The 19,683-nt window shown below is 70.5% G+C and carries 17 protein-coding genes and 1 pseudogene; 6 read left to right on the top strand and 12 right to left on the bottom strand.

Features of this window, described 5'->3' with window-relative positions; genetic code table 11:
- Positions 1-129 precede the first annotated feature (129 nt).
- The 8 genes and pseudogenes from uvrC to ELI80_RS12815 form a co-directional block, all read right to left on the bottom strand.
- Positions 130-2,019, bottom strand: coding sequence for an excinuclease ABC subunit UvrC (uvrC, locus tag ELI80_RS12850; RefSeq protein WP_136652323.1), 1,890 nt, complete (start codon positions 2,017-2,019; stop codon positions 130-132).
- A 300-nt stretch (positions 2,020-2,319) separates the two neighbouring features.
- Positions 2,320-3,123 carry an SDR family oxidoreductase gene (locus tag ELI80_RS12845; RefSeq protein WP_136652322.1) on the bottom strand — a complete coding sequence of 268 codons (804 nt, stop codon included), beginning with the start codon at positions 3,121-3,123 and terminating at the stop codon, positions 2,320-2,322.
- A complete protein-coding gene (locus ELI80_RS12840; RefSeq protein WP_136652321.1) occupies positions 3,123-3,914 on the bottom strand; it encodes a S49 family peptidase in 792 nt (263 codons plus the stop codon). Before ELI80_RS12840 ends, ELI80_RS12845 begins: the two co-directional genes overlap by 1 nt.
- 74 nt (positions 3,915-3,988) lie before the next feature.
- A complete protein-coding gene (locus tag ELI80_RS12835; RefSeq protein ID WP_136652320.1) occupies positions 3,989-4,867 on the bottom strand; it encodes a PfkB family carbohydrate kinase in 879 nt (292 codons plus the stop codon).
- A 72-nt stretch (positions 4,868-4,939) separates the two neighbouring features.
- A pseudogene (locus ELI80_RS16660) lies at positions 4,940-5,680 on the bottom strand (cytochrome c1); the annotation flags it as partial.
- 970 nt (positions 5,681-6,650) lie between these two features.
- Positions 6,651-7,976 carry a cytochrome b gene (gene petB / locus ELI80_RS12825; protein ID WP_136652319.1) on the bottom strand — a complete coding sequence of 442 codons (1,326 nt, stop codon included), beginning with the start codon at positions 7,974-7,976 and terminating at the stop codon, positions 6,651-6,653.
- Between the two features lie 13 nt (positions 7,977-7,989).
- On the bottom strand, positions 7,990-8,562 hold the full coding sequence (petA, locus tag ELI80_RS12820) for a ubiquinol-cytochrome c reductase iron-sulfur subunit (RefSeq protein ID WP_136652354.1): 573 nt from the start codon (positions 8,560-8,562) through the stop codon (positions 7,990-7,992).
- A gap of 241 nt (positions 8,563-8,803) precedes the next feature.
- Entirely contained in the window at positions 8,804-10,570 is a 1,767-nt protein-coding gene (locus ELI80_RS12815) for a 2-isopropylmalate synthase (RefSeq protein WP_136652318.1), read from the bottom strand.
- A gap of 216 nt (positions 10,571-10,786) precedes the next feature.
- Between ELI80_RS12815 and ELI80_RS12810 the strand changes: the two genes are divergently transcribed.
- Entirely contained in the window at positions 10,787-12,445 is a 1,659-nt protein-coding gene (locus ELI80_RS12810; protein ID WP_136652317.1) for an NAD+ synthase, read from the top strand.
- Positions 12,446-12,548: 103 nt separating this feature from the next.
- Positions 12,549-12,998: a pyridoxamine 5'-phosphate oxidase family protein gene (locus ELI80_RS12805; protein WP_136652316.1), complete on the top strand. Its 450-nt coding sequence runs from the start codon at positions 12,549-12,551 to the stop codon at positions 12,996-12,998.
- Between the two features lie 18 nt (positions 12,999-13,016).
- On the opposite strand, the gene pncB is transcribed toward ELI80_RS12805, so the two are convergent.
- Together pncB and pncA are read right to left on the bottom strand one after the other, a co-directional pair.
- Positions 13,017-14,324 (bottom strand): nicotinate phosphoribosyltransferase, encoded by a 1,308-nt coding sequence (gene pncB, locus ELI80_RS12800; protein WP_136652315.1) that lies wholly within the window; start codon positions 14,322-14,324, stop codon positions 13,017-13,019.
- On the bottom strand, positions 14,321-14,914 hold the full coding sequence (gene pncA, locus ELI80_RS12795) for a bifunctional nicotinamidase/pyrazinamidase (protein WP_201740632.1): 594 nt from the start codon (positions 14,912-14,914) through the stop codon (positions 14,321-14,323). The genes pncB and pncA overlap by 4 nt, the downstream gene beginning before the upstream one ends.
- Positions 14,915-15,011: 97 nt before the next feature.
- Here pncA and trhO point away from each other — a divergent pair, with 97 nt between their 5' ends.
- On the top strand, positions 15,012-15,899 hold the full coding sequence (gene trhO, locus ELI80_RS12790; RefSeq protein ID WP_136652314.1) for an oxygen-dependent tRNA uridine(34) hydroxylase TrhO: 888 nt from the start codon (positions 15,012-15,014) through the stop codon (positions 15,897-15,899).
- Between the two features lie 9 nt (positions 15,900-15,908).
- On the opposite strand, the gene ELI80_RS12785 is transcribed toward trhO, so the two are convergent.
- The gene (locus ELI80_RS12785) at positions 15,909-16,430 is read right to left on the bottom strand and encodes a hypothetical protein (protein WP_136652313.1); all 522 of its coding nucleotides are present in this window, start codon (positions 16,428-16,430) and stop codon (positions 15,909-15,911) included.
- A gap of 181 nt (positions 16,431-16,611) precedes the next feature.
- On the opposite strand from ELI80_RS12785, the gene ELI80_RS12780 reads away from it, so the two are divergent.
- The 3 genes from ELI80_RS12780 to ELI80_RS12770 are packed head-to-tail and all read left to right on the top strand — an operon-like array spanning position 16,612 to position 18,842.
- A complete protein-coding gene (locus ELI80_RS12780; RefSeq protein WP_136652312.1) occupies positions 16,612-17,379 on the top strand; it encodes an amino acid ABC transporter substrate-binding protein in 768 nt (255 codons plus the stop codon).
- A gap of 25 nt (positions 17,380-17,404) precedes the next feature.
- Positions 17,405-18,067 carry an amino acid ABC transporter permease gene (locus ELI80_RS12775; RefSeq protein WP_136652352.1) on the top strand — a complete coding sequence of 221 codons (663 nt, stop codon included), beginning with the start codon at positions 17,405-17,407 and terminating at the stop codon, positions 18,065-18,067.
- 28 nt (positions 18,068-18,095) lie between these two features.
- Positions 18,096-18,842 (top strand): amino acid ABC transporter ATP-binding protein, encoded by a 747-nt coding sequence (locus tag ELI80_RS12770; protein ID WP_136652311.1) that lies wholly within the window; start codon positions 18,096-18,098, stop codon positions 18,840-18,842.
- A gap of 3 nt (positions 18,843-18,845) precedes the next feature.
- Here ELI80_RS12770 and ELI80_RS12765 read toward each other — a convergent pair whose 3' ends face one another.
- Entirely contained in the window at positions 18,846-19,682 is an 837-nt protein-coding gene (locus ELI80_RS12765) for a 2-keto-4-pentenoate hydratase (protein WP_136652310.1), read from the bottom strand.
- Between the last annotated feature and the right edge of the window lies 1 nt (position 19,683).

Raw genomic sequence — 19,683 nt, 5'->3', positions numbered from 1 at the left:
GTCGGCGCCGAGCCTTGGCCCGTGCGGACGGCCACCGCGCCCCGCTCACGCCGGCAGTCCAGCCGCGCACCTCGCTACAAGCCGGGATCTCACGCGTCTCGCAACCACACTTTCACGGCGCCGGGGCGCTCACCCCTGACCGTGGAAGTGATCGTGGATCGTCCGGGCCATCGTCTCGGAAATCCCTTCGACCGCTTGCAGGTCCGGCAGGCCCGCGCGGGCGACGCCCTTGGCGCTTCCGAAATGCGCCAGCAGAGCGCGCTTGCGCGCCGCGCCGATGCCCGCGATCTCGTCCAGCGGGTTCGCCATCGCCTGCTTCGTGCGCCGCGCGCGGTGGGTGCCAATCGCCCAGCGGTGCGCCTCGTCCCGCAGGCGCTGGACGAAGTACAGCACCGGATGGTTCATCGGCAGCGCGAAGGGCGGGCGGCCCGGGCGGTGGAATTCTTCCTTGCCGTGGTTCCGGTCCTGCCCCTTCGCCACCCCGATGATCGGGATGTCGTCGACGCCCAGGTCGGCGAGGATCCCCTGCACGGCCGACACCTGCCCCGCGCCGCCGTCGATCAGCAGCAGGTCCGGCCACGCCTCGGACGCGCGGTCCGGGTCGTCCTTCAGCAGACGGTGAAAGCGCCGCGTCAGCACCTCGCGCATCATCCCGAAGTCGTCGCCCGGGGTGATCTCTGTGCCCTTGATGTTGAACTTGCGGTACTGGCTCTTCATCCAGCCTTCGGGGCCCGCCACGACCATGCCGCCCACCGGGGCCGAGCCCTGAATGTGGCTGTTGTCGTAGACCTCGATCCGGCGCGGGACCGCCGGCAGGTCGAAGGCGTCGGCCAGCCCCTCCAGCAGCTTGTGCTGGGCGGCGCTTTCCGACATGCGCCGCGACAGGCTTTCGCGCGCGTTCCGCAGCGCGTTCTCCACCAGCTCCGCCTTTTCGCCCCGCTGCGGGACCCCCACCACGACCCGCCGGCCCGCGCGTTCGGACAGAAGCGCTGTCATCAGGTCCATGTCCTCGATCCCGTGGCTCAGCAGGATCATGCGCGGTGGCACCTTGCCGTCGTAGAACTGGCCGAGGAACGCCTCCATCACCTCGTCGGCGGACTCGGCGCCGTTGAGTTTCGGGTAGAAGTCGCGGTTGCCCCAGCTCTGGTTGCCACGGATGAAGAAGACCTGCACGCAGGCCTGCCCGCCCTCCATGTGGAGCGCGATCACGTCCGCCTCGGCCACACCCTTGGGGTTGATCGCCTGCACCGACTGGACCGAGGTCAGCGCCTTGATCCGGTCCCGCAGCGCCGCCGCGCGCTCGTATTCCATGTCCTCGGCCGCCCGCGCCATCTCGGCGGCGAGGTTCGCCTGGACCGCGGTCGTCTTGCCCTGCAGGAACCGCTCGGCGTCCGCGACCAGCGCGAGGTAGGCTTCAAGCTCGATCCGGCCGGTGCAGGGCGCGCTGCAGCGCTTGATCTGGTGCAGCAGGCATGGCCGCGTGCGCGACGAGAACGTCGCGTCCGTGCAGGACCGCAGCAGGAACACGCGCTGCAGCTGGTTCAGCGTCCGGTTCACCGCGCCCGCGCTGGCGAAGGGGCCGTAGTAGTCGCCCGGCTCAGACTTCGCGCCGCGATGCTTCTTGATCTGCGGAAAGGGGTGCGACTTGGCGACGAGGATGTTCGGGAACGACTTGTCGTCGCGCAAGAGCACGTTGTAGCGCGGCTTCAGCTGCTTGATCAGGTTCTGTTCCAGCAACAGCGCCTCGGTCTCGGTGCGCGTGGTCAGGAACATCATGCTGGCTGTGTCGCGGATCATCCGCGCGATCCGGGCCGAGTGGCCCGACGGCCGGGCGTAGTTGGACACCCGCGCCTTGAGGTTCCGCGCCTTCCCGACGTACAGCACCGCGCCCTGCGCATCGAGCATGCGGTAGACGCCGGGGCTGCTGTCCAGCCGGCGGACGTAATCCGCGATCAGCCTGTGGCCTGTTTTCTGGGGCGGCGGCGGGTTCGGCCCGCTCGCCTCATGCGTGTTATCCATAGAGGGCTGGTCGGTCATGGGGACAACAAAGTGATTCCTGCGCCACCCCGCAAGAGCGGCAGCCTGACAAGCGGATTCCTGTCCACGGTTTCTGGGGATAACTCTGTGGAGGGACTTGGGGCGACGGTCGCCCGGTCCAACATATGATGATCTTCCATCGGGTTGCCTGCATTTTAGGCAGTGTTGCAAGCTATTGATGTGAAAGGATATTTTATCTCACCGTCCGAACAACCTGATTTCGTTGACGGATTCGCGACGGTTCCGTGATCGCAGCGCGGCAGGTGGACAACATCGCCGGCGTCAAGCGATTCCGCGTCCACCGGACCCCACGACATCGGGCGTGCGCCAACCCAGATGCTGGCCGCCGTCCACGCAGATCAGCTGTCCCGTGACCGCCCGCGCATACAGCAGGTAGTCCAGCGCCGCCGTCACGTCCCCCGCATCCGCGCCGCGTTCGAGGATCGTCCCGGCGCGCTGGCGGCGGAAGTGATCGTCGCTCTGCCGGTCGCCTTGCAGCGTGGGGCCGGGCCCGATCGCGTTCACCCGGACGCGCGGGGCGAGCGCCTGCGCCATGGTCCGCGTCAGCGCCCACAGGCCCGCCTTGGCAAGCGAGTAGGTCATGAACTCGGGCGTGGGCTTCAGGACGCGCTGGTCGACCATGTTGACGATGAGGGCGTCGGCCTCGCGCTCCGTTCCCGGCGGGGGTGGCTGGTCGGGGGCGAGTTGCGCCGCGAAACGCTGCGACAGGACGAACGGGGCCCGCAGGTTCGACCCGATGTGGCGGTCCCACGACTCCCGGGTGGCCGTGTCGATCCGGTCGTGCTCGAACACCGAGGCATTGTTCACGAGAACCCCGAGCGGGCCGAGTTCCGCGACCGCCGCGGGCACCAGCGCCTCGACCTGATCGAGGTCCAGCAGGTCCGCGCACAGCGTGGCGGCGCGAACACCCAGCGCGCGGGCATCCGCGGCCGTCCGCTCGGCATCCTCGGCCGAGCGGTGGTAGTGGATGGCCACGTCGTATCCACGCCGCGCCAGCGCCAGCGCCATCGCGCGGCCCAGCCGGCGCCCCGCGCCGGTGACGAGCGCCGCGCCCCGGAGCGCCATCAGCGTCCCGTGCCCGGCCAGGCGACCCGGTCGTGGACGGCGTCCACGAGGTCGTCGGCGGACATGCCCAGCCTGCGGAGGAACGGCTTGCGCGCGCCATAGTGCCGCAGCCGCACCTTGTCGCCGTAAAGCTCGCGCAGCTTCGGCTCCATATGCGCGATCCCGTCGGCCAGCCCCACCTCGACCGCCTGCGCGCCGGTCCAGACGTCGCCGGTGAACAGGTCCGTCCCCTGTGCCAGCCGGTTCCCGCGCCGGGCGCTCACCTGCGTCTTGAAGGCGTCGTGCATCGGCTGCATCAGCCGTTCGAGCCGGGCCACGTCCTCGGGCGATTCCGGGCGGAACGGGTCCAGCATCGACTTGGACCGGCCGGCGGTATGGACGCGCCGTTCGATCCCGTGGCGGGCGATCAGGTCGGAAAAGCCGAACCCCGCCGCGATCACGCCGATTGATCCCAGGACCGAACTGTGGTCGGCCCAGATGTCGTCGGCGGCGGTGGCGAGCCAGTAGCCGCCCGAGGCGGCCACGTCCTCGACGAAGGCATGGACCGGCAGCTTGTGGCGGTCGGCAAGGCGGCGGATGCGCGCGGCGATCAGCGACGATTGCACGGGCGACCCGCCGGGCGAGTTGATCGACAGCGCGACGGCGCGCGGGCCGCCCTTGCGGAAGGCGCGCGCCAGCAGCGGGGCAAGCGCCGCGTCCGACAGACCGGCCCCGCGCGAGGCGGCGCCGATGGTGCCGTGCAGGCGGATCACCGCCACGGTCGGCGCGGATTTCAGGAACGGGATACGCATGTCCGGCACATAGGCGCTGCCACTGCCGGTCACAAGCACGGGGGCGGGTCACAAGCCCCGGGCCGGTCGCGCGGTCAGGGGCCGGCCTTGTCGAGGAAGGCGATCACCTCGTCCAGCGCCGGCATCGCATCGGCCGCGCCGGGCCGCGTGACCTGCAGCGCGGCGGCGGCGGCGGCGCGGCGCAGCGCCGTGTCGATGCCCAGCCCCGCGTCCAGCCCGGCCGCGAACCACCCCGCGAAGCAGTCGCCCGCGCCCGTGGTATCGACCGGCGTGACCGGGAAGGCCGCCTGCCGCGTGACCCGGCCCGACGCGAGATCGCGGTATTCCGCCCCGTCGGCGCCCATCGTCACCAGCATTCCCGCGACCGGCAGCGGCGCGTCGATGCCTGCCTGCAGCCGCGCGGCCTCGCCCGCGTTGACCGCGAGGATCGAGACGAAGGGCAGCACCTCGCGCACCGCGTCGAGGTCGAACGGCGCCGCGGAATAGATCACCCGCGCCCCCGCCCTGCGCGCGAAGGCCGCCGCGGCGCGCTGGTGCGAGGTCTCGTTCTGCAGCAGCAGCGTGTCGGCGGGGCCGATCCCCGACAGCGCTTGCAGGACGTCGCCTTCGGCCAGCGCCCGGTTGGCACCGGGGTGGATGACGATGGCATTCTCGCCGTGCTCGTCGACCATGATGATGGCGTGGCCGGTCGCCGCGTCCGCCAGACGCGCGACCCCCGCCACATCCACGGCAGAGGCGCCGAGGATTTCCGCGACCCACGCGTCGCTTTCCGCGATGGCGCCGATGTGGCACACGGCCGCACCTGCGCGGGCGGCGGCGATCGACTGGTTCGCGCCCTTGCCGCCCAGGCCGCGCGACAGCGACCGCGCCGCCACCGTCTCACCGGGTTCGGCGAGCGCGGCGAGGCGGTAGACATAGTCGACGTTGATCGAGCCGAGGTTGAAGATCGCCATCCTGACTGCCCCCGAACGGACGAACGCGCCCGTGGGGGGCGCGTTCCTGTTTCAGCGAACCGTGTCGGCGGCTCAGCGGCCGTCGTTCAGCCGGTCGGCGCGGTGCTTGAGCGGCCACCACAGGCGCTGGTTGGTCAGGTACAGAAGCACCGTCAGCGCGATCAGGAACAGCACCGACACGAAGCCCACCTGCTTGCGGTCCATCAGGTGCGGCTCGGCCGCCCACATGAGGAACGCGGTCACGTCCATCGACATGCTGTCCACGTCCGAGGGCGCGCCGTCCGCGAAGGCCACCTGGTCGGCCTGCAGCGGCGGGGGCATCGCGATCCAGCCGCTGGCGAAGGCGGTGTTCTCGTAGAGGACCGACCCTGCCTCTTCCTTCTGCTCGCCGGTGTAGCCGGTCAGGATGGCGTGGATGTATTCCGGCCCGCCCATGCCGTTCACGAGCTGGCTGATCCCGGTCCCGTAGGGGCCGTGGAAGCCGGCGCGCGCCTTGGCCATCAGCGACAGGTCGGGACCCATGCCGAGGCCGGTGACGGTCGGGAAGTGGTCGGTCGGCAGGCGCGGACGCTCCTCGCCGGTTTCCGGGTCCATGATCGTCATCTGCGCGGCATAGGCGCGGACCTGGTTTTCCGGCAGGCCCGGGCCGCCTTCGTCGGCGAGGCTGCGGATCGCGACCTGCTTCATGCCGTGGCAGGCCGAGCAGACCTCGGTGTAGACCTGAAGGCCGCGCTGCAGCTGGAACTGGTCGAACCTGCCGAACGGACCCTCGAACGAGAAGTCCACATCCTCGACATGCGCGTGGTGCGCGGCGGCGGGGGCGGCTTCGGCGGCGTGGGCGTCCTCGCCCCCCTCGGGCGCGGCGGCGGGAACCTGTTCGTCCGGCGGCGTGTCGCCAACGCCGTCAGCTGCGCCTTCGGGTGCGGCACCGGCTACGGGTGCCTCGCCGGGGGCGGGCTCGCCTGCCTCGGTGCCGACCGGAACGGGTGCGGTGACCTGTTCCTCGGTCGCGGACGCGGGCAGCCCTTCCTTCGGGGCTGCCGGCGGTTCCCCGGGCGAGCCGGTGGGCGTCGGGGTGGCGGGCGCGCCGTCGGGCGCGGCCGTGCCGGTCCGCGCGGCCTCGGTCGCTTCTTCCTGCGAAAGCTGGGGCGCCGGCGTCTCGCCCTCGGCCGTGGGCCGGGCCGCCGATTCCGTGTCCGAGATGTCCGTGCCGGTCACTTCGGCGCTGGGTTCGGTCGTCGCGTCTTCCGTGACGTTGGGCTGCTGCGGCAGGCGCGCGGGCGCGCCGGTGCTGGTCACGTCGCCGACGGCGGTGGCGTCGGTCGTGCCCGACACGACGTTGCCGGCGCCGGATTCCACCGTAGCGCTGCGGGTCATGCTGGATGGGCTCATGGCCGACGCGGACGGGTCCAGCGTATCGGCGCTGCTGGCCTGCGGGTCGGCGATCGAGCCGGGCGCAGGCGCGGCGCCCGGTCCGGTCGCGGCCACGCCGCCCAGCGCGCCGGGCGTTTCCTGCGACGCGTCGCCCTGCGGCGTGGCACCTGCCGGTGCCGCCACCTCGTCCGCGGGCACGCCGCCCACGGTGTCGACCGTGGTGACCCCGTCCGAGCCGCGGGTCACGACCGTCCCCGGCCCGGTCTGGGCGGGGGCGGCGGTGCCGGGTGCGTTCAGGGGAACGGTGACGGTCTGCGTCTGGGCCTGCGACTGGCTTGCGGCCATGCCCAGGGACAGCGCCGCGACCGCCGTCAGCGTAACGGTTCTGAAGGTCATCTTTGCGCTCTCCTTACTCGGCCGGATGGGCGGCCGAAGGCCGGTAGTGTTCGTCGAAGTCCTGCTCGATCGTGGTGGGCATCGGCGCCGGGCGCTCGATCACGCCGAGGAGCGGCAGGATCACCAGGAAGTAGGCGAACCAGTAGGCCGCGCCGATCAGCGAGATGTAGGGATAGATACCTTCCGCCGGCTGCGCGCCGACCCAGGTCAGCACCACGAAGTCCACGGCCAGGAGCCAGAACCACCACTTGAACTGCGGGCGGAACCGGCCCGAGCGCACCCGGCTCGTGTCCAGCCACGGCACCAGCGCCATCACCAGGATCGCGCCGAACATCGCCAGCACCCCGAAGAACTTGGCGTCGATGATGCCGAAGCTCAGGAAGTTGACCAGCTGCACGACCCAGACATCGGCGGTGAAGGCGCGAAGGATCGCGTAGAACGGCAGGAAGTACCATTCCGGCACGATGTGCGCAGGCGTCGCCAGCGGGTTCGCCTCGACGTAGTTGTCGGGGTGGCCCAGGTAGTTGGGCATGTAGCCCACGATCGCGAAGAAGATGATCAGGATGAAGGCGAGCGCCAGCAGGTCCTTGATCACGAAGTAGGGGAAGAACGGCACGGTGTCGCGGTCGGCTTCCTCGCGCGAGGTGCGGCGCACCTCGATCCCGGTCGGGTTGTTGTTGCCGGTAGTGTGGAACGCCCAGAAGTGGACGACGACCAGCGCGGCGATCACGAACGGCAGCAGGTAGTGAAGCGAGAAGAAGCGGTTCAGCGTGGCGTTGTCCACGGCCGGGCCGCCCAGCAGCCATTCCTGGATCGACGGCCCGATGCCCGGGATCGCGCCGAACAGGCCGGTGATCACGGTCGCGCCCCAGAACGACATCTGGCCCCAGGGCAGCACGTAGCCCATGAACGCCGTCGCCATCATGGCGAGGTAGATCAGCATGCCGATGATCCAGGTGATCTCGCGCGGGGGCTTGTAGCTGCCGTAGTAGAGGTTGCGGAAGATGTGCATGTACACGGCGAAGAAGAACAGCGAGGCGCCGTTCGCGTGCAGGTAGCGCAGCATGTAGCCGCCGTTCACGTCGCGCATGATGTGCTCGACCGAACGGAACGCCAGGTCGACATGCGGCGTGTAGTGCATCGCCAGGACGATGCCGGTGACGATCTGCAGCACCAGGCAGAAGGTCAGGATGATGCCCCAGATCCACATCCAGTTGAGGTTCTTGGGCGTGGGCAGGGTGACGAAGTCGACGATGAGTTCCACCACCGGCAGGCGGCGGTGGATCCACCGCTCGGCCCGCGACTTGGGTTCGTAGTGTTCCGTGGGAATACCGGCCATTGGTCGCGTCTCCTCAGCCCAGCTGGATGGTGGTGTCGTTGACGAAGGCCGCGACGGGAACGTGCAGGTTCTGCGGCGCCGGGCCGCGGCGGATGCGGCCGGCGGTGTCGTAGTGCGAGCCGTGGCACGGGCAGAACCAGCCGCCGAAGTCGCCCGCGCCGTCACCGATCGGAACGCAGCCGAGATGGGTGCAGACGCCGATCATGACCAGCCACTTGCCTTCCTCGTCCAGCGTGCGGTTCGCGTCCAGCGCGGGCTCGTCGGGGCGGTTGGCGTTCTCGGCCAGCGGGTCGATCAGCGCGGCGGTGTCGTCGGCGCGGCCCTGCTCGATCTCGGCGGGCGTGCGGTGGCGGATGAAGACCGGCTTGCCCAGCCACTTGACCGTCAGCTGCGTCCCTTCCGTGACCCCGCTGATGTCGACCTGGATCGAGGACAACGCCTGCACGTCGGCCGAGGGGTTCATCTGGTTGATCAGGGTCCAGCCGGCAGCCCCCGCCGCGATCGCGCCGGCGCCGGCTGTCGCGTAGTAGAGGAAGTCCCTCCGGGTGGTGCCGTGATCTCCTGCGTTGTCGTCTGCGTGGGACACGGGCATTCTCCAATTCCTGGCCTTGGGCGGGCCGGTACGACACGTCAACGGGCCGCAGAAACTGCAGCCCTCGCGTCAGCGCTTCTAGCGGCCTTGTTTCGGCCCGTCCAGCGGCCAAGCCGCAGGCGAAGGCGCATAACGTCGCAGTGTGGGATTCCCGTCGCGGGGGGCGCGTGCAGGCAGAGCCGCCGCGCCAGCCCGCCGCGCCAGCCCGCTGTCGGCCGCCGTGTCGCCTGCCGCGTCAGCCCGCCGGGGCGGTGGCAGTCGGGACGGCGGTCCCGGGGACGGAATCAGGCGCGGGGGCAGTCGGGTCGGCGGCGGGTGCATCGGAGCCCCCCGGCGCCTCGCCTGCCGCCGGGGTCGGGGCTTCGGACGGGGGGACATCGGCCGGGACCGGCGCCGATCCTCGCGCCGGTGCTGCCGGAACGGGGGCGGCTGGACTTGCCGACGGCAGCGGGGCCGTCTCTGCCGCCGGGGCCGGTTCCGGGGAATCATCGGGAACGGCCGGCGTCACCGCCGCATCACCCCGGGGCGGAGCCGCGGCTGCGCTCGCCGGTTCGGCCTGCGTCGGCGCGGCCTGCGTCGGGGTCGCCGCCGTCGGCTCGGCCAGCGTCGGGGTGGCCAGCTGGTCCTGCTGCCATTCGCCCTGCGCCACCTGCCCCGAGGCGTAGCGCATCACCCCGTTCCCCTGCCGCTTGCCCGCGACGAAGCTGCCGGAATAGACGTCGCCGTTGGCGTAGGTGGCGACACCCTCGCCGTCGATCTCTCCCGACCGCCAGCCGCCTTCATAGCGGAAGCCGTCCTTCGTGGTCAGCGTCCCCTGCCCCTCGCGCATGCCGTTGACGAAGCCGCCCGCGTAGGTCGTGCCGTCGGCATAGGTCGCGACGCCGTCGCCGTGGCGCTGGCCGTCCTTCCACGCGCCCTCGTAGACGTAGCCGTCGGGATAGGTCATCCGCCCCTGCCCGTCGTTGCGCGCGCCCTTGAAGCTGCCCTCGTAGACCATGCCGTTGGCGTAGGTGGCGCGGCCCTGCCCTTCGATCACGCCGGCGGTCCAGTTGCCGTCGTAGCTCGCGCCGTCGGGATAGGTGATGCGGCCCTGCCCGTGCGGCTGGTCGGCCACCAGCGCGCCCTCGTAGACCGAGCCGTCGGGGAAGGTCACGCGGCCCTGCCCCTCCATCCGGCCGTCGACCCACTCGCCCTCGTAGACATAGCCGTCGGTGCCGGTGAACGTGCCCTGCCCGTGGCGCTTGTCGGCGCGGAAGCCGCCCGTGTAGACGTCGCCGTTGGCGTAGGTGGCGGTGCCGGTGCCCTCGCGCTGGTCGTCCTTCATCTGGCCTTCGTAGACGTCGCCGCCCGGCTGGACGAGCCGGCCCGTGCCGTTCATCCGCCCCGCCGCCCAGACGCCTTCGTAGACCAGCCCGTCGGGCATGGTGAGCTTGCCCTGCCCCGCGCGCATCCCCGCCAGCATCCCGCCCTCGTAGACCGAGCCGTCGGGATAGGTGATCCTGCCGGTCCCTTCCTTGGCGCCCTGGATCCAGTCGCCCTCGTAGCGGTAGCCGTTGGGCTGCGTCAGCGTGCCCTTGCCGTCGTGCAGCGCGCCCGAGAAGCCGCCGGTGTAGGTCGAGCCGTTGGCGTAGGTGGCGGTGCCCTGGCCGGTGATCTCGCCATCCACCCACTCGCCTTCGTAGGTGCCGCCGTCGGCATAGGTGATCCTGCCGGTGCCGTTGGGCTTGCCGGCGTCGAAATGCCCTTCGTAGGTGGACCCGTTGGGATAGGTCGCGCGGCCCTGCCCGACGATCTGCCCGTCCACCCAGTCGCCTTCGTAGCGGTAGCCGGACGGCAGCGTGTAGGACCCCTGCCCGTGCTGGCGGCCGTTGCGGAACGTGCCCTCGTAGACGCCGCCGTCGTCATACTGCTTGGTCACCACCGGCTCGGCCGCGACCGGGGCCGCCAGCATCGCCGCCGCGGCCAGACCCGCCGCGATTGTCGTCACGATTGCCGCCTTCATTGCCCGATCCTCGTCGCCGCTGTGGAGTTCTGCGTGGCGCCGTCCTGCTGCCGGGTCCAGCATTAGACCATGCCGTCCCGCGGGGCAAAGCCCTGCTTCGCCGCCCCCCTTCCCACCCGCGCACCGCCGGGCGCCGCCGCACACGGCCGGGCACCGCTTTCACTCGCCCGGCGGCTGGCCTATCGTCCGCCCGAACGGGACCGCAGGACCACAGCCATGATCGACCGCTTCCGCCTGACCCTCGCCCAGCTGAACGCCACCGTGGGCGACCTTGCCGGCAATGCCGCGCTGGCGCTGGACGCGTGGGAAAAGGGGCGCGACGCGGGCGCCAGCATGGTCGCCCTGCCCGAGATGTTCCTGACCGGCTACCAGACCCAGGACCTGGTCCTGAAGCCCGCCTTCCTGCGCGACTGCCACGCGGCGCTGGACGCGCTCGCCGCGGCCTGCGCGGACGGCCCGACCCTTGCGATCGGCGCCCCGTGGTCCGAGGGCGAGAACCTCTACAACGCCTACCTTATCCTGCAGGGCGGGCGGGTCGCGGCGAAGGTGTTCAAGCACGAGCTGCCGCACAAGCAGCTGTTCGACGAGCTGCGCCTGTTCGACCCCGGCCCGATCAGCGGCCCCTACGTCGTCGACGGCGTCCGCATCGGCAGCCCCATCTGCGAGGACGCGTGGTGGCAGCCGGTGACGGAAACCCTGGCCGAGACCGGGGCCGAGATCCTCGTCGTGCCGAACGGCAGCCCCTATCACCGCAACAAGCTGGACCTGCGGATGGGTCACATCGTCGCCCGCGTGGTCGAAAGCGGGCTGCCGGCGGCCTATCTCAACATGGTGGGCGGGCAGGACGACCAGCTTTACGACGGCGCGTCGTTCGTCCTGAACCCGGGCGGGCACAAGGTCGTGCAGCTCGCATCCTTCGACGCGGCGATCGAGCATGTCGACTTCGTCCGCACCGACGCGGGCTGGCGGGCCGAACCGGGGACGATGGTGCCCCAGCCCGGCGAATGGGAACAGGACTACCGCGCGATGTGCGTGGGCCTGGGCGACTACATGCGGAAGTCCGGGTTCCGCAAGGTGGTGCTGGGGCTTTCCGGCGGGATCGACAGCGCGCTGGTGGCCGCCATCGCCGCCGACACGCTGGGGCCGGAAAACGTCCGCGGCGTGCGCCTGCCCTCGGCCTATTCCAGCCAGCACTCGCTGGACGACGCGGCGGACCTCGCGGCGCGCCTCGGGATCCGGCTGGACACGATCCCGATCGAGGGCCCGCGCGAGGCGGTCGGCGCGGCGCTCGGCGGCGTCATGGCCGGCACCGAGCCCGACCTGACCGAGGAGAACATCCAGTCCCGCCTGCGCGGCCTGCTTCTGATGGCGATTTCCAACAAGCATGGCGAGCTGCTGCTGTCCACGGGCAACAAGTCCGAGGTCGCGGTCGGCTACGCCACCATCTACGGCGACATGGCGGGGGGGTACAATCCGCTGAAGGACCTCTACAAGACGCGGGTGTTCCAGACCTGCCGCTGGCGCAACGCGAACCACCGGGACTGGATGGCCGCGCCCGCGGGCGAGGTGATCCCGCAGGCCATCATCGACAAGCCCCCGTCGGCCGAACTGCGCCCCGACCAGACCGACCAGGATTCGCTGCCGCCCTACGAGGTGCTGGACGCGATCCTCACCGGCCTCGTGGAACGCGACGCATCGGTGGCGGAGCTGGTCGCGCAGGGGTTCGAGCGCGAGACGGTGAAGCACGTCGAACGGCTGCTCTACGGCAGCGAATGGAAACGCTACCAGGCCGCGCCCGGACCGCGCCTTTCGCCCCGCAGCTTCTGGCTCGACCGGCGCTATCCGCTGGTGAACAAGTGGCGCGACGAAGGGTGACGCCCGCCGTCCGGCCCTGCATGTCCGGCAGCGGGATTGACCACAGGCGCCCGGCCGGGATGATCGCAGCTGGAACGATCACGACTGGAGCCCGGTGCCGACGATGAACATCCGCGAACTTTCCGCCGCCGAATGCCGCCACCTGGTCGAGAGGAACCGACTGGCCCGGCTGGCCTGTTCCCTCGACGGCCAGCCCTACGTGGTCCCGATCTCCTGCGTCTATGACGCGCATTTCCTCTACGCCTTCACGATGCCCGGGCGGAAGCTGGACATCCTGCGCGCCAATCCCCGCGCCGCGCTCCTGTTCGAGGAGCTGGGCGACGGCACCGGATGGACGACCGTCATCGCGGAGGGCAGCTTCGAGGAACTGATCGACCGGCCCGGCCACGAAAACCTGCGCGGCCACGCCTGGTCGCTGCTCAGCCAGCACGCGAACTGGTGGGAACCGGGCGCGATCAAGCCCGCGAAGCCGGCGCCCGGCGACCAGACGGCGCATGTGTTCTTCCGCGTCCATGTCGACAGGATGTCCGGGCGCGAGGCCGTCGAAGCCTGACCGCCGCCTTGCGCGGGGTCACACCACGACCTCCATCCCCACCTGCTCGCCCACCCCGAACACCCGGCGGTAATGCGCGATGAGGTCCGCGGGGCCGGTCGCCTTCGCGGGGTTGTCCGACAGCTTGACCGTGGGCTCGCCGTTCGCCGAGGCCGCCTTGCAGACCAGGCTGAACGGCGCCAGGCCGTCGCCCGGCACCAGGCCGCGGAAGTCGTTGGTCAGCAGCGTGCCCCAGCCGAAGCTGACCTTGACGCGGCCGTTGAAGCGCCGGAACAGCGCCGCCATCTGATCGACGTCCAACCCGTCCGAGAAGATCACCAGCTTCTGCGCCGGATCCTCGCCGCGGCTCTTCCACCACTCGATCGCGTATTCGGTGATCGCGACCGGATCGCCGGAATCGACGCGGATGCCGGTCCAGCCCGCAAGCCAGTCGGGCGCCCCGTCGAGGAAGCCGCGGGTGCCGTAGGTGTCGGGCAGGATGATCCGCAGGTTGCCGTCGTGCTCCTCGTGCCAGTCGGCCAGCACGCGGTAGGGTGCCTGCCGCAGCTCCTCGTCGGTGTCGGCCAGCGCGGCATAGACCATCGGCAGCTCGTGGGCGTTGGTGCCGATCGCCTCGATGTCGCGGCGCATCGCGATCAGGCAGTTCGAGGTGCCGGTGAAGCGGTGGCCCAGCCCCTCTATCATCGCCTGCACGCACCAGTCCTGCCACAGGAAGCTGTGCCGCCGCCGGGTCCCGAAATCCGCGATGCGGAGATCGGGGCCGAGCGCGCGCAGCGCCTCGATCTTTTCCCAGACGCGGGTCATCGCGCGGGCGTAGAGGATCTGCAGCTCGAACCGGCCGAGATCCTTCAGCACCGCGCGCGAACGCAGTTCCATGATGATGGCGAGCGCGGGGATTTCCCACAGCATCACCTCGGGCCAGCGCCCCTCGAAGGTCAGCTCGTACTGGCCGTCCACGCGTTCCAGGTGGTAGGCCGGCAGGCGCAGGTTCTCGAGGAACTCCATGAAGTCGGGGCGGAACATCTGCCGCTTGCCGTAGAAGGTGTTGCCCCGCATCCAGGTGCTTTCGCCGCGCGTCAGCGACAGGCTGCGGACGTGGTCGAGCTGTTCGCGCAGTTCGCCCTCGTCGATCAGGTCGGCGAGGCGGATCGACTGCGAGCGGTTGATGAGGCGGAAGGTCACGTCCACGTCGGGCCGGTTGCGGAACACCGACTGGCACATCAGGAGCTTGTAGAAGTCGGTGTCGATCAGCGAGCGGACGATCGGGTCGATCTTCCACTTGTGGTTGTAGACGCGGGTGGCGATGTCGATGGTCGGGATCATCATGCGAGGGTCACTCCGGCGTCGCGCATCGCGGTCCGGGCGGCATCGCGCGAACCGTCCAGGTCGATGGCGCGGGTCGCGGCTTCGATGACGGTCGCCCGAAAGCCAAGCGCGCGCGCATCCATCGCCGACCACGCGACGCAGAAATCATGGGCCAGGCCGACGAAGTGCAGGTCGTCCGCGCCACGCTCGCGCAGGTAGCCGGCAAGGCCGGTGGGGGTGTCGCGGTCGTTCTCGCGAAACGCCGAATAGCTGTCGATGCCGGCGCGGAAGCCCTTGCGGATGACCAGGTCGGCGCGGTCTGCGTCAAGGCGGGGGTGGAACGCCGCGCCCGCGCTGCCGATGACGCAATGCGCGGGCCACAGGACCTGCGGGCCGTAGCCCATCGTCACGGTCGAGAACGGCGCGGCGCCCGGGTGGTTGCCGGCGAAGCTCGAATGATCCGGCGGGTGCCAGTCCTGCGTCAGGACCACGGCGTCATAGTCGTCCATCATCGCGTTGATCGGGGCCACGATCTCGTCCCCGCCCGCGACCGCCAGCGCCCCGCCGGGGCAGAAATCGACCTGCATGTCGATGATGATGAGCGCGCGCATGATCGTCCCCCTCGCGGATCGGCGAACGGTAGAAAGGGTGGCGGGCAGCGTCAATGCGGGGTTGCCAAGCGAAGGGGGGCCGACTAACGCCCCGCCCATGTTCGTCGTGGCCGCCCTTTACCGTTTCACCCGGTTCGCAGACCCGGCCGCGCTGAAACCCGGCCTGCTGGCGCTCTGCGAAAGGCACGGCGTGCGCGGCACGCTGATCATCGCGGGCGAAGGGGTGAACGGGACCATCGCGGGCACGCGCGACGGGATCGACGCGGTGCTGGCGGGGCTGCGCGCGCTGCCAGGCTGCGCGGCGCTGGACTGGAAGGAAAGCGCGGCCGCCGCAATGCCGTTCGGGCGGATGAAGGTGCGGGTCAAGGCCGAGATCGTGACGATGGGCGTGCCGCAGGTGGATCCTGCCGCGCATGTCGGCCGCTACGTCGCGCCCGCCGACTGGAACGCGCTGATCGAAAGCCCCGACGTCGCGCTGATCGACACCCGCAACGACTACGAGGTCGCAATCGGCAGCTTCCGCGGCGCGGTCGACCCCGGCACCCGGTCCTTCCGCGACTTCCCCGTCTGGTGGAAGGCGAACGCCCACCGCTTCGAGGGCAAGCGCGTCGCGATGTTCTGCACCGGCGGGATCCGCTGCGAGAAGTCGACCAACTACCTGCTGGCGGAGGGCGTGGCAGAGGTGTTCCACCTTCAGGGCGGGATCCTGAAATACCTCGAGGACGTCCCCCGCGAAGACTCGCTCTGGGACGGCGCGTGCTTCGTCTTCGACCAGCGCGTCAGCCTGACGCACGGGCTGAAGCCGGGCGGCCACGTCATGTGCCACGCCTGCCGCCGCCCGCTGACACCGGCCGACACCGCGCGCCCGGGCTACGAGGAAGGCGTGCAGTGCCACCTGTGCGCGGACGAATACTCCGACGCCGACCGCGCCCGCTTCCGCGACAGGCAGCGGCAGGTCGAGCGGGGCGAGTTGTTCGCAGGCTGACGGCGCCGGTCAGCCCGACGCCACCTGCGCGAACAAGTCGGCCCATTTCGGCGGCGCGTCGCTGGCGCCTTCGGCGAAGCGCACCATCTCGGAAAAGGCGGAATCGTCGAGGATCAGCGAGAAGTAGCGCGGGTCCGGGTCGATCCCCACGCGGCCCAGCGTGAAGCGGTCGGCGTCGAAGCAGGCACCGACCAGCGGCCACTCGCGGCAATGGATCGTGCCCTCGTGATCGTTGCAGGCGGTCGCGACGATCCCCGCCCGTTCCTCGCCCAGCAGCGCGCGCAGGGACGCGCTCGCGCGGGCGACGCGGGCGGCCGACGGGCCGTGCTGCGGGTCGCGGTATTCGCTCACCCGGCGGCAGTCGTGCAGTACCGCGAAGGCCACGCAGATCCCGGCGTCGGCGCGGTCGTCGCGGCGGGCGAGTTCCAGACCCGTCGCCGCGACCGCGCGCCAATGCCGCTCGCCATGATCGGGCGACGCCTTCAGCTTCGACCCCGACCGCGCCTCGGCCAGCAGACGTTCCCAGCTCATCTCCACCGCCCCTGCCGGCCGCGCGATGCGGCCGAGTCCAGCTTGTCGCGGCGCGCGGGTCCTGTCGAGGGGCTTCCCCGCGCGGCCCCCGCCGCTTCGGACCGGTGCGGACGGTTTGGCAAGGAACGCGAATGACGGCTGCATCGTTGGCAGAAGGCTTCACACCGGAAGGGCTTTTCCCATGAACAAGATGCTGATGTCGGCGGCGCTGTCGGTCGCCGTGATGACCGGCGCCGCGCAGGCCGAAACGATCCGGGTCGGCATGTCGGGCGGCTATTTCCCCTTCACCTTCACCGAGGGGGGCGAGCTGAAAGGCTTCGAGGTCGACCTGATGAACGCCATCGGCGAGAAGACCGGCGACGACGTCGAGTTCGTCACGATGGGCTTTTCGGGCCTGATCGGCGCGCTTGGCGCGAACCGGATCGACACCGTCGCCAACCAGATCACGATCACCCCGGAACGCGAGGCGCAGTTCAACTTCTCGCAGCCCTACGTCTATGACGGGGCGCAGGTCGTGACCCGCAAGGGCAACGACGCGGTCACCGGCCCCGAAAGCCTGAAGGGCAAGACGGTCGCCGTGAACCTGGGGTCCAACTACGAGCAGTTGCTGCGCGAACTGCCCTACGCGTCCGAGATCGACATCAAGACCTACGAAAGCAACATCGAGCAGGACACCGCGCTCGGCCGCGTCGATGCCTTCGTGATGGACCGCGTGAGCTCGGCCCAGTCGATCAAGGAAAGCGGCCTGCCGCTGCAACTCGCCGGCGAGCCGTTCAGCGAGATCCGGAACGCCCTGCCCTTCCGCAAGGACGAGGCGGGCACCGCCTTGCGCGACAAGGTGGACGCGGCGCTGACCGAGCTGAAGGCCGACGGCACGCTGGCCGAGATCAGCCGGAAGTGGTTCGACACCGACATCACCACGCCCGCCGCGCAAGCCGCCGCACAATGACGCGCGCGTGATCGACCTCGACTACATGGCCGGGCTCGTGCCCGTGATCCTGCGCTTCGTGCCGCTGACCTTCGGCATGGCGGTGGGGTCGATGATCGGCGCGCTGGTACTCGCGGCGGTCCTGGCCGTGATCCGGGTGCTTCGCATCCCCGTCGCCCACCAGGCGGCGGGGGTGTTCATCAGCTTCTTCCGCGGCACGCCGCTGCTGGTGCAGCTGTTTCTGTTCTACTACGGGCTGCCGCAGGCGATCCCGGCCTTCGTCGCAATCGACGGCGTTACCGCGGCGATGCTGGGCCTGACGCTGCACTTCGCGGCCTACATGGCGGAATCCCTGCGCGGCGCGATCCTGGGCGTGGCCCGCGACCAGTGGGAAGCCGCGCGCGCCGTCGGCATGACCGAGGGCCAGACCATGCGCCGCATCATCCTGCCGCAGGCGGCGCGGGTGTTTGCGCCGACGATGGTCAACTACTTCGTGGACATCCTGAAATCGACCTCGCTCGCCTTCACGCTGGGCGTCACGGAGATGATGGGCGCGGCCCAGAAGGAAGCCGCGGGCAGCTTCCGCTATCTCGAATCGTTCCTGGTGGTGGCGATCATCTACTGGATCATGGTCGAGGTGCTGTCGCGCGTTCAGGCGTGGCTGGAACGGCGGACCGAGCGGCGCGCGACGGGGGGGACGCGGGCATGACGGGCGCGGGCATGACGGGAACGCGGGCATGAGCGGGCGGTGCGGCGCGAGCCTCGCGGGGCTGACCAAGCGCTTCGGCGAAACGACCGTGCTGCGCGGCATCGACCTGTGCGTCGAGCCGGGCGAATGCGTCGCCGTCATCGGCCCGTCCGGCACCGGCAAGTCCACGCTGCTGCGCTGCTGGAACTTCCTCGAGCGCGCGCAGGCGGGCCGGGTCCAGATCGGCGACCTGTCGGTGGATGCCGCCGCCGCCACCCGCGCCGAGGTTCTGGCGATGCGCCGCCGCACCTCGTTCGTGTTCCAGAGCTACGCGCTGTTCGCCAACAAGACCGCGCGCCAGAACATCGCCGAGGGGCTGACCGTGGTGCGCGGGATGCCGCAGGCGCAGGCCGACGCGCGCGCCATGTCGATCCTGCGCGATATCGGCCTGGCCGACCGGGCCGACGCCTATCCGTCGAACCTCTCGGGCGGGCAGCAGCAGCGGATCGGGATCGCCCGCGCGATGGCGCTGGACGCCGACCTGATGCTGCTGGACGAGCCGACCAGCGCGCTGGACCCCGAGTGGGTGGGAGAGGTGCTGGCGCTGATGCGCCGGGTGGCCGAGGCCGGGCAGACCATGGTGGTCGTCACCCACGAGATGCAGTTCGCGCGCGAGATCGCGAACCGCGTCGTCTTCATGGACGGCGGCGTCATCGTCGAGGAAGGGCCGCCGGAGCGGATCTTCTCCGACCCGACGGACCCGCGCACCCGCGCCTTCCTGCAACGCGTGCTGTAGCGCCTAGTCCGTCAGCCGCGTGGCGACATGCATCGGCTTGCCGCCGATCACGTAGTCGGCGCTGACCTCGGTTCCCGGCGCAGCCTCGGTCAGGGGGCTGAGCGACCCCAGCGAGATCATCGCCCCCGCCGGCAGGACGTAGCTGCCCTGCCCGACCAGCCACAGCACCACGTCCAGCGGATGCCCCAGCAGCATGTCGCCGGTGCCCTGCGCGACCGACGCGCCGTTGGCCTTCAGGTCGACCGTCAGTGCGGCGAGGTCCGCGACCGGGTCGGCGAGGTCGGCCACGGCCACGCCCTGGCCCAGAACCCCGCGCCAGGGGGTCACGCCATAGGACGCCATGACCGGCCCGGTGGCCTTCACCCCTTCCGCCAACGCAAGGTCGGGCAGTTCGATGAACGGCCGCACCTCGCCCAGCGCGGCCGCGACCTGTTCGCGCGTGGTCGCCTGCATGATCGCCGGATCGGCGACGGTCACGATCAGGTCGGCCTCGTAGAAGGGCGAGCGGCTGCCCGAAAGCGACACCGCCCCGCCGTCGGGCACGATCATCGGCGCGAACAGCGCGCCGGTCGCAGGCTCGGTCACGCCGAACCTGTCCTGCACGGGCTTCGAGGTGAAGCCGACCTTGACCCCCACCGGCTTGCCCATCGCGGCCTCCAGCCCGCCGCGGAAGGCGGTGTAGGCGCAGGCCGCGTCGGCCATGCTGGCCACGACCGGATCGGGCAGGCGCTGGCCCGCGAGCCAGCCGGCCGCGGCGGCCTGCATCTGCGCGGGCGGCGGGCAGGCGGCGAGCGCGGGACCGGCCGCGAAGATGGCTGCGAGTGCTGGAACGAACCTCATG

The sequence above is a fragment of the Paracoccus aeridis genome (genome assembly GCF_004923205.2).
In the GTDB taxonomy this organism is placed as follows: domain Bacteria; phylum Pseudomonadota; class Alphaproteobacteria; order Rhodobacterales; family Rhodobacteraceae; genus Paracoccus; species Paracoccus aeridis.
Note: the sequence above shows the minus strand (reverse complement) of the source record. Positions and strands in the feature narration are given on the sequence as shown.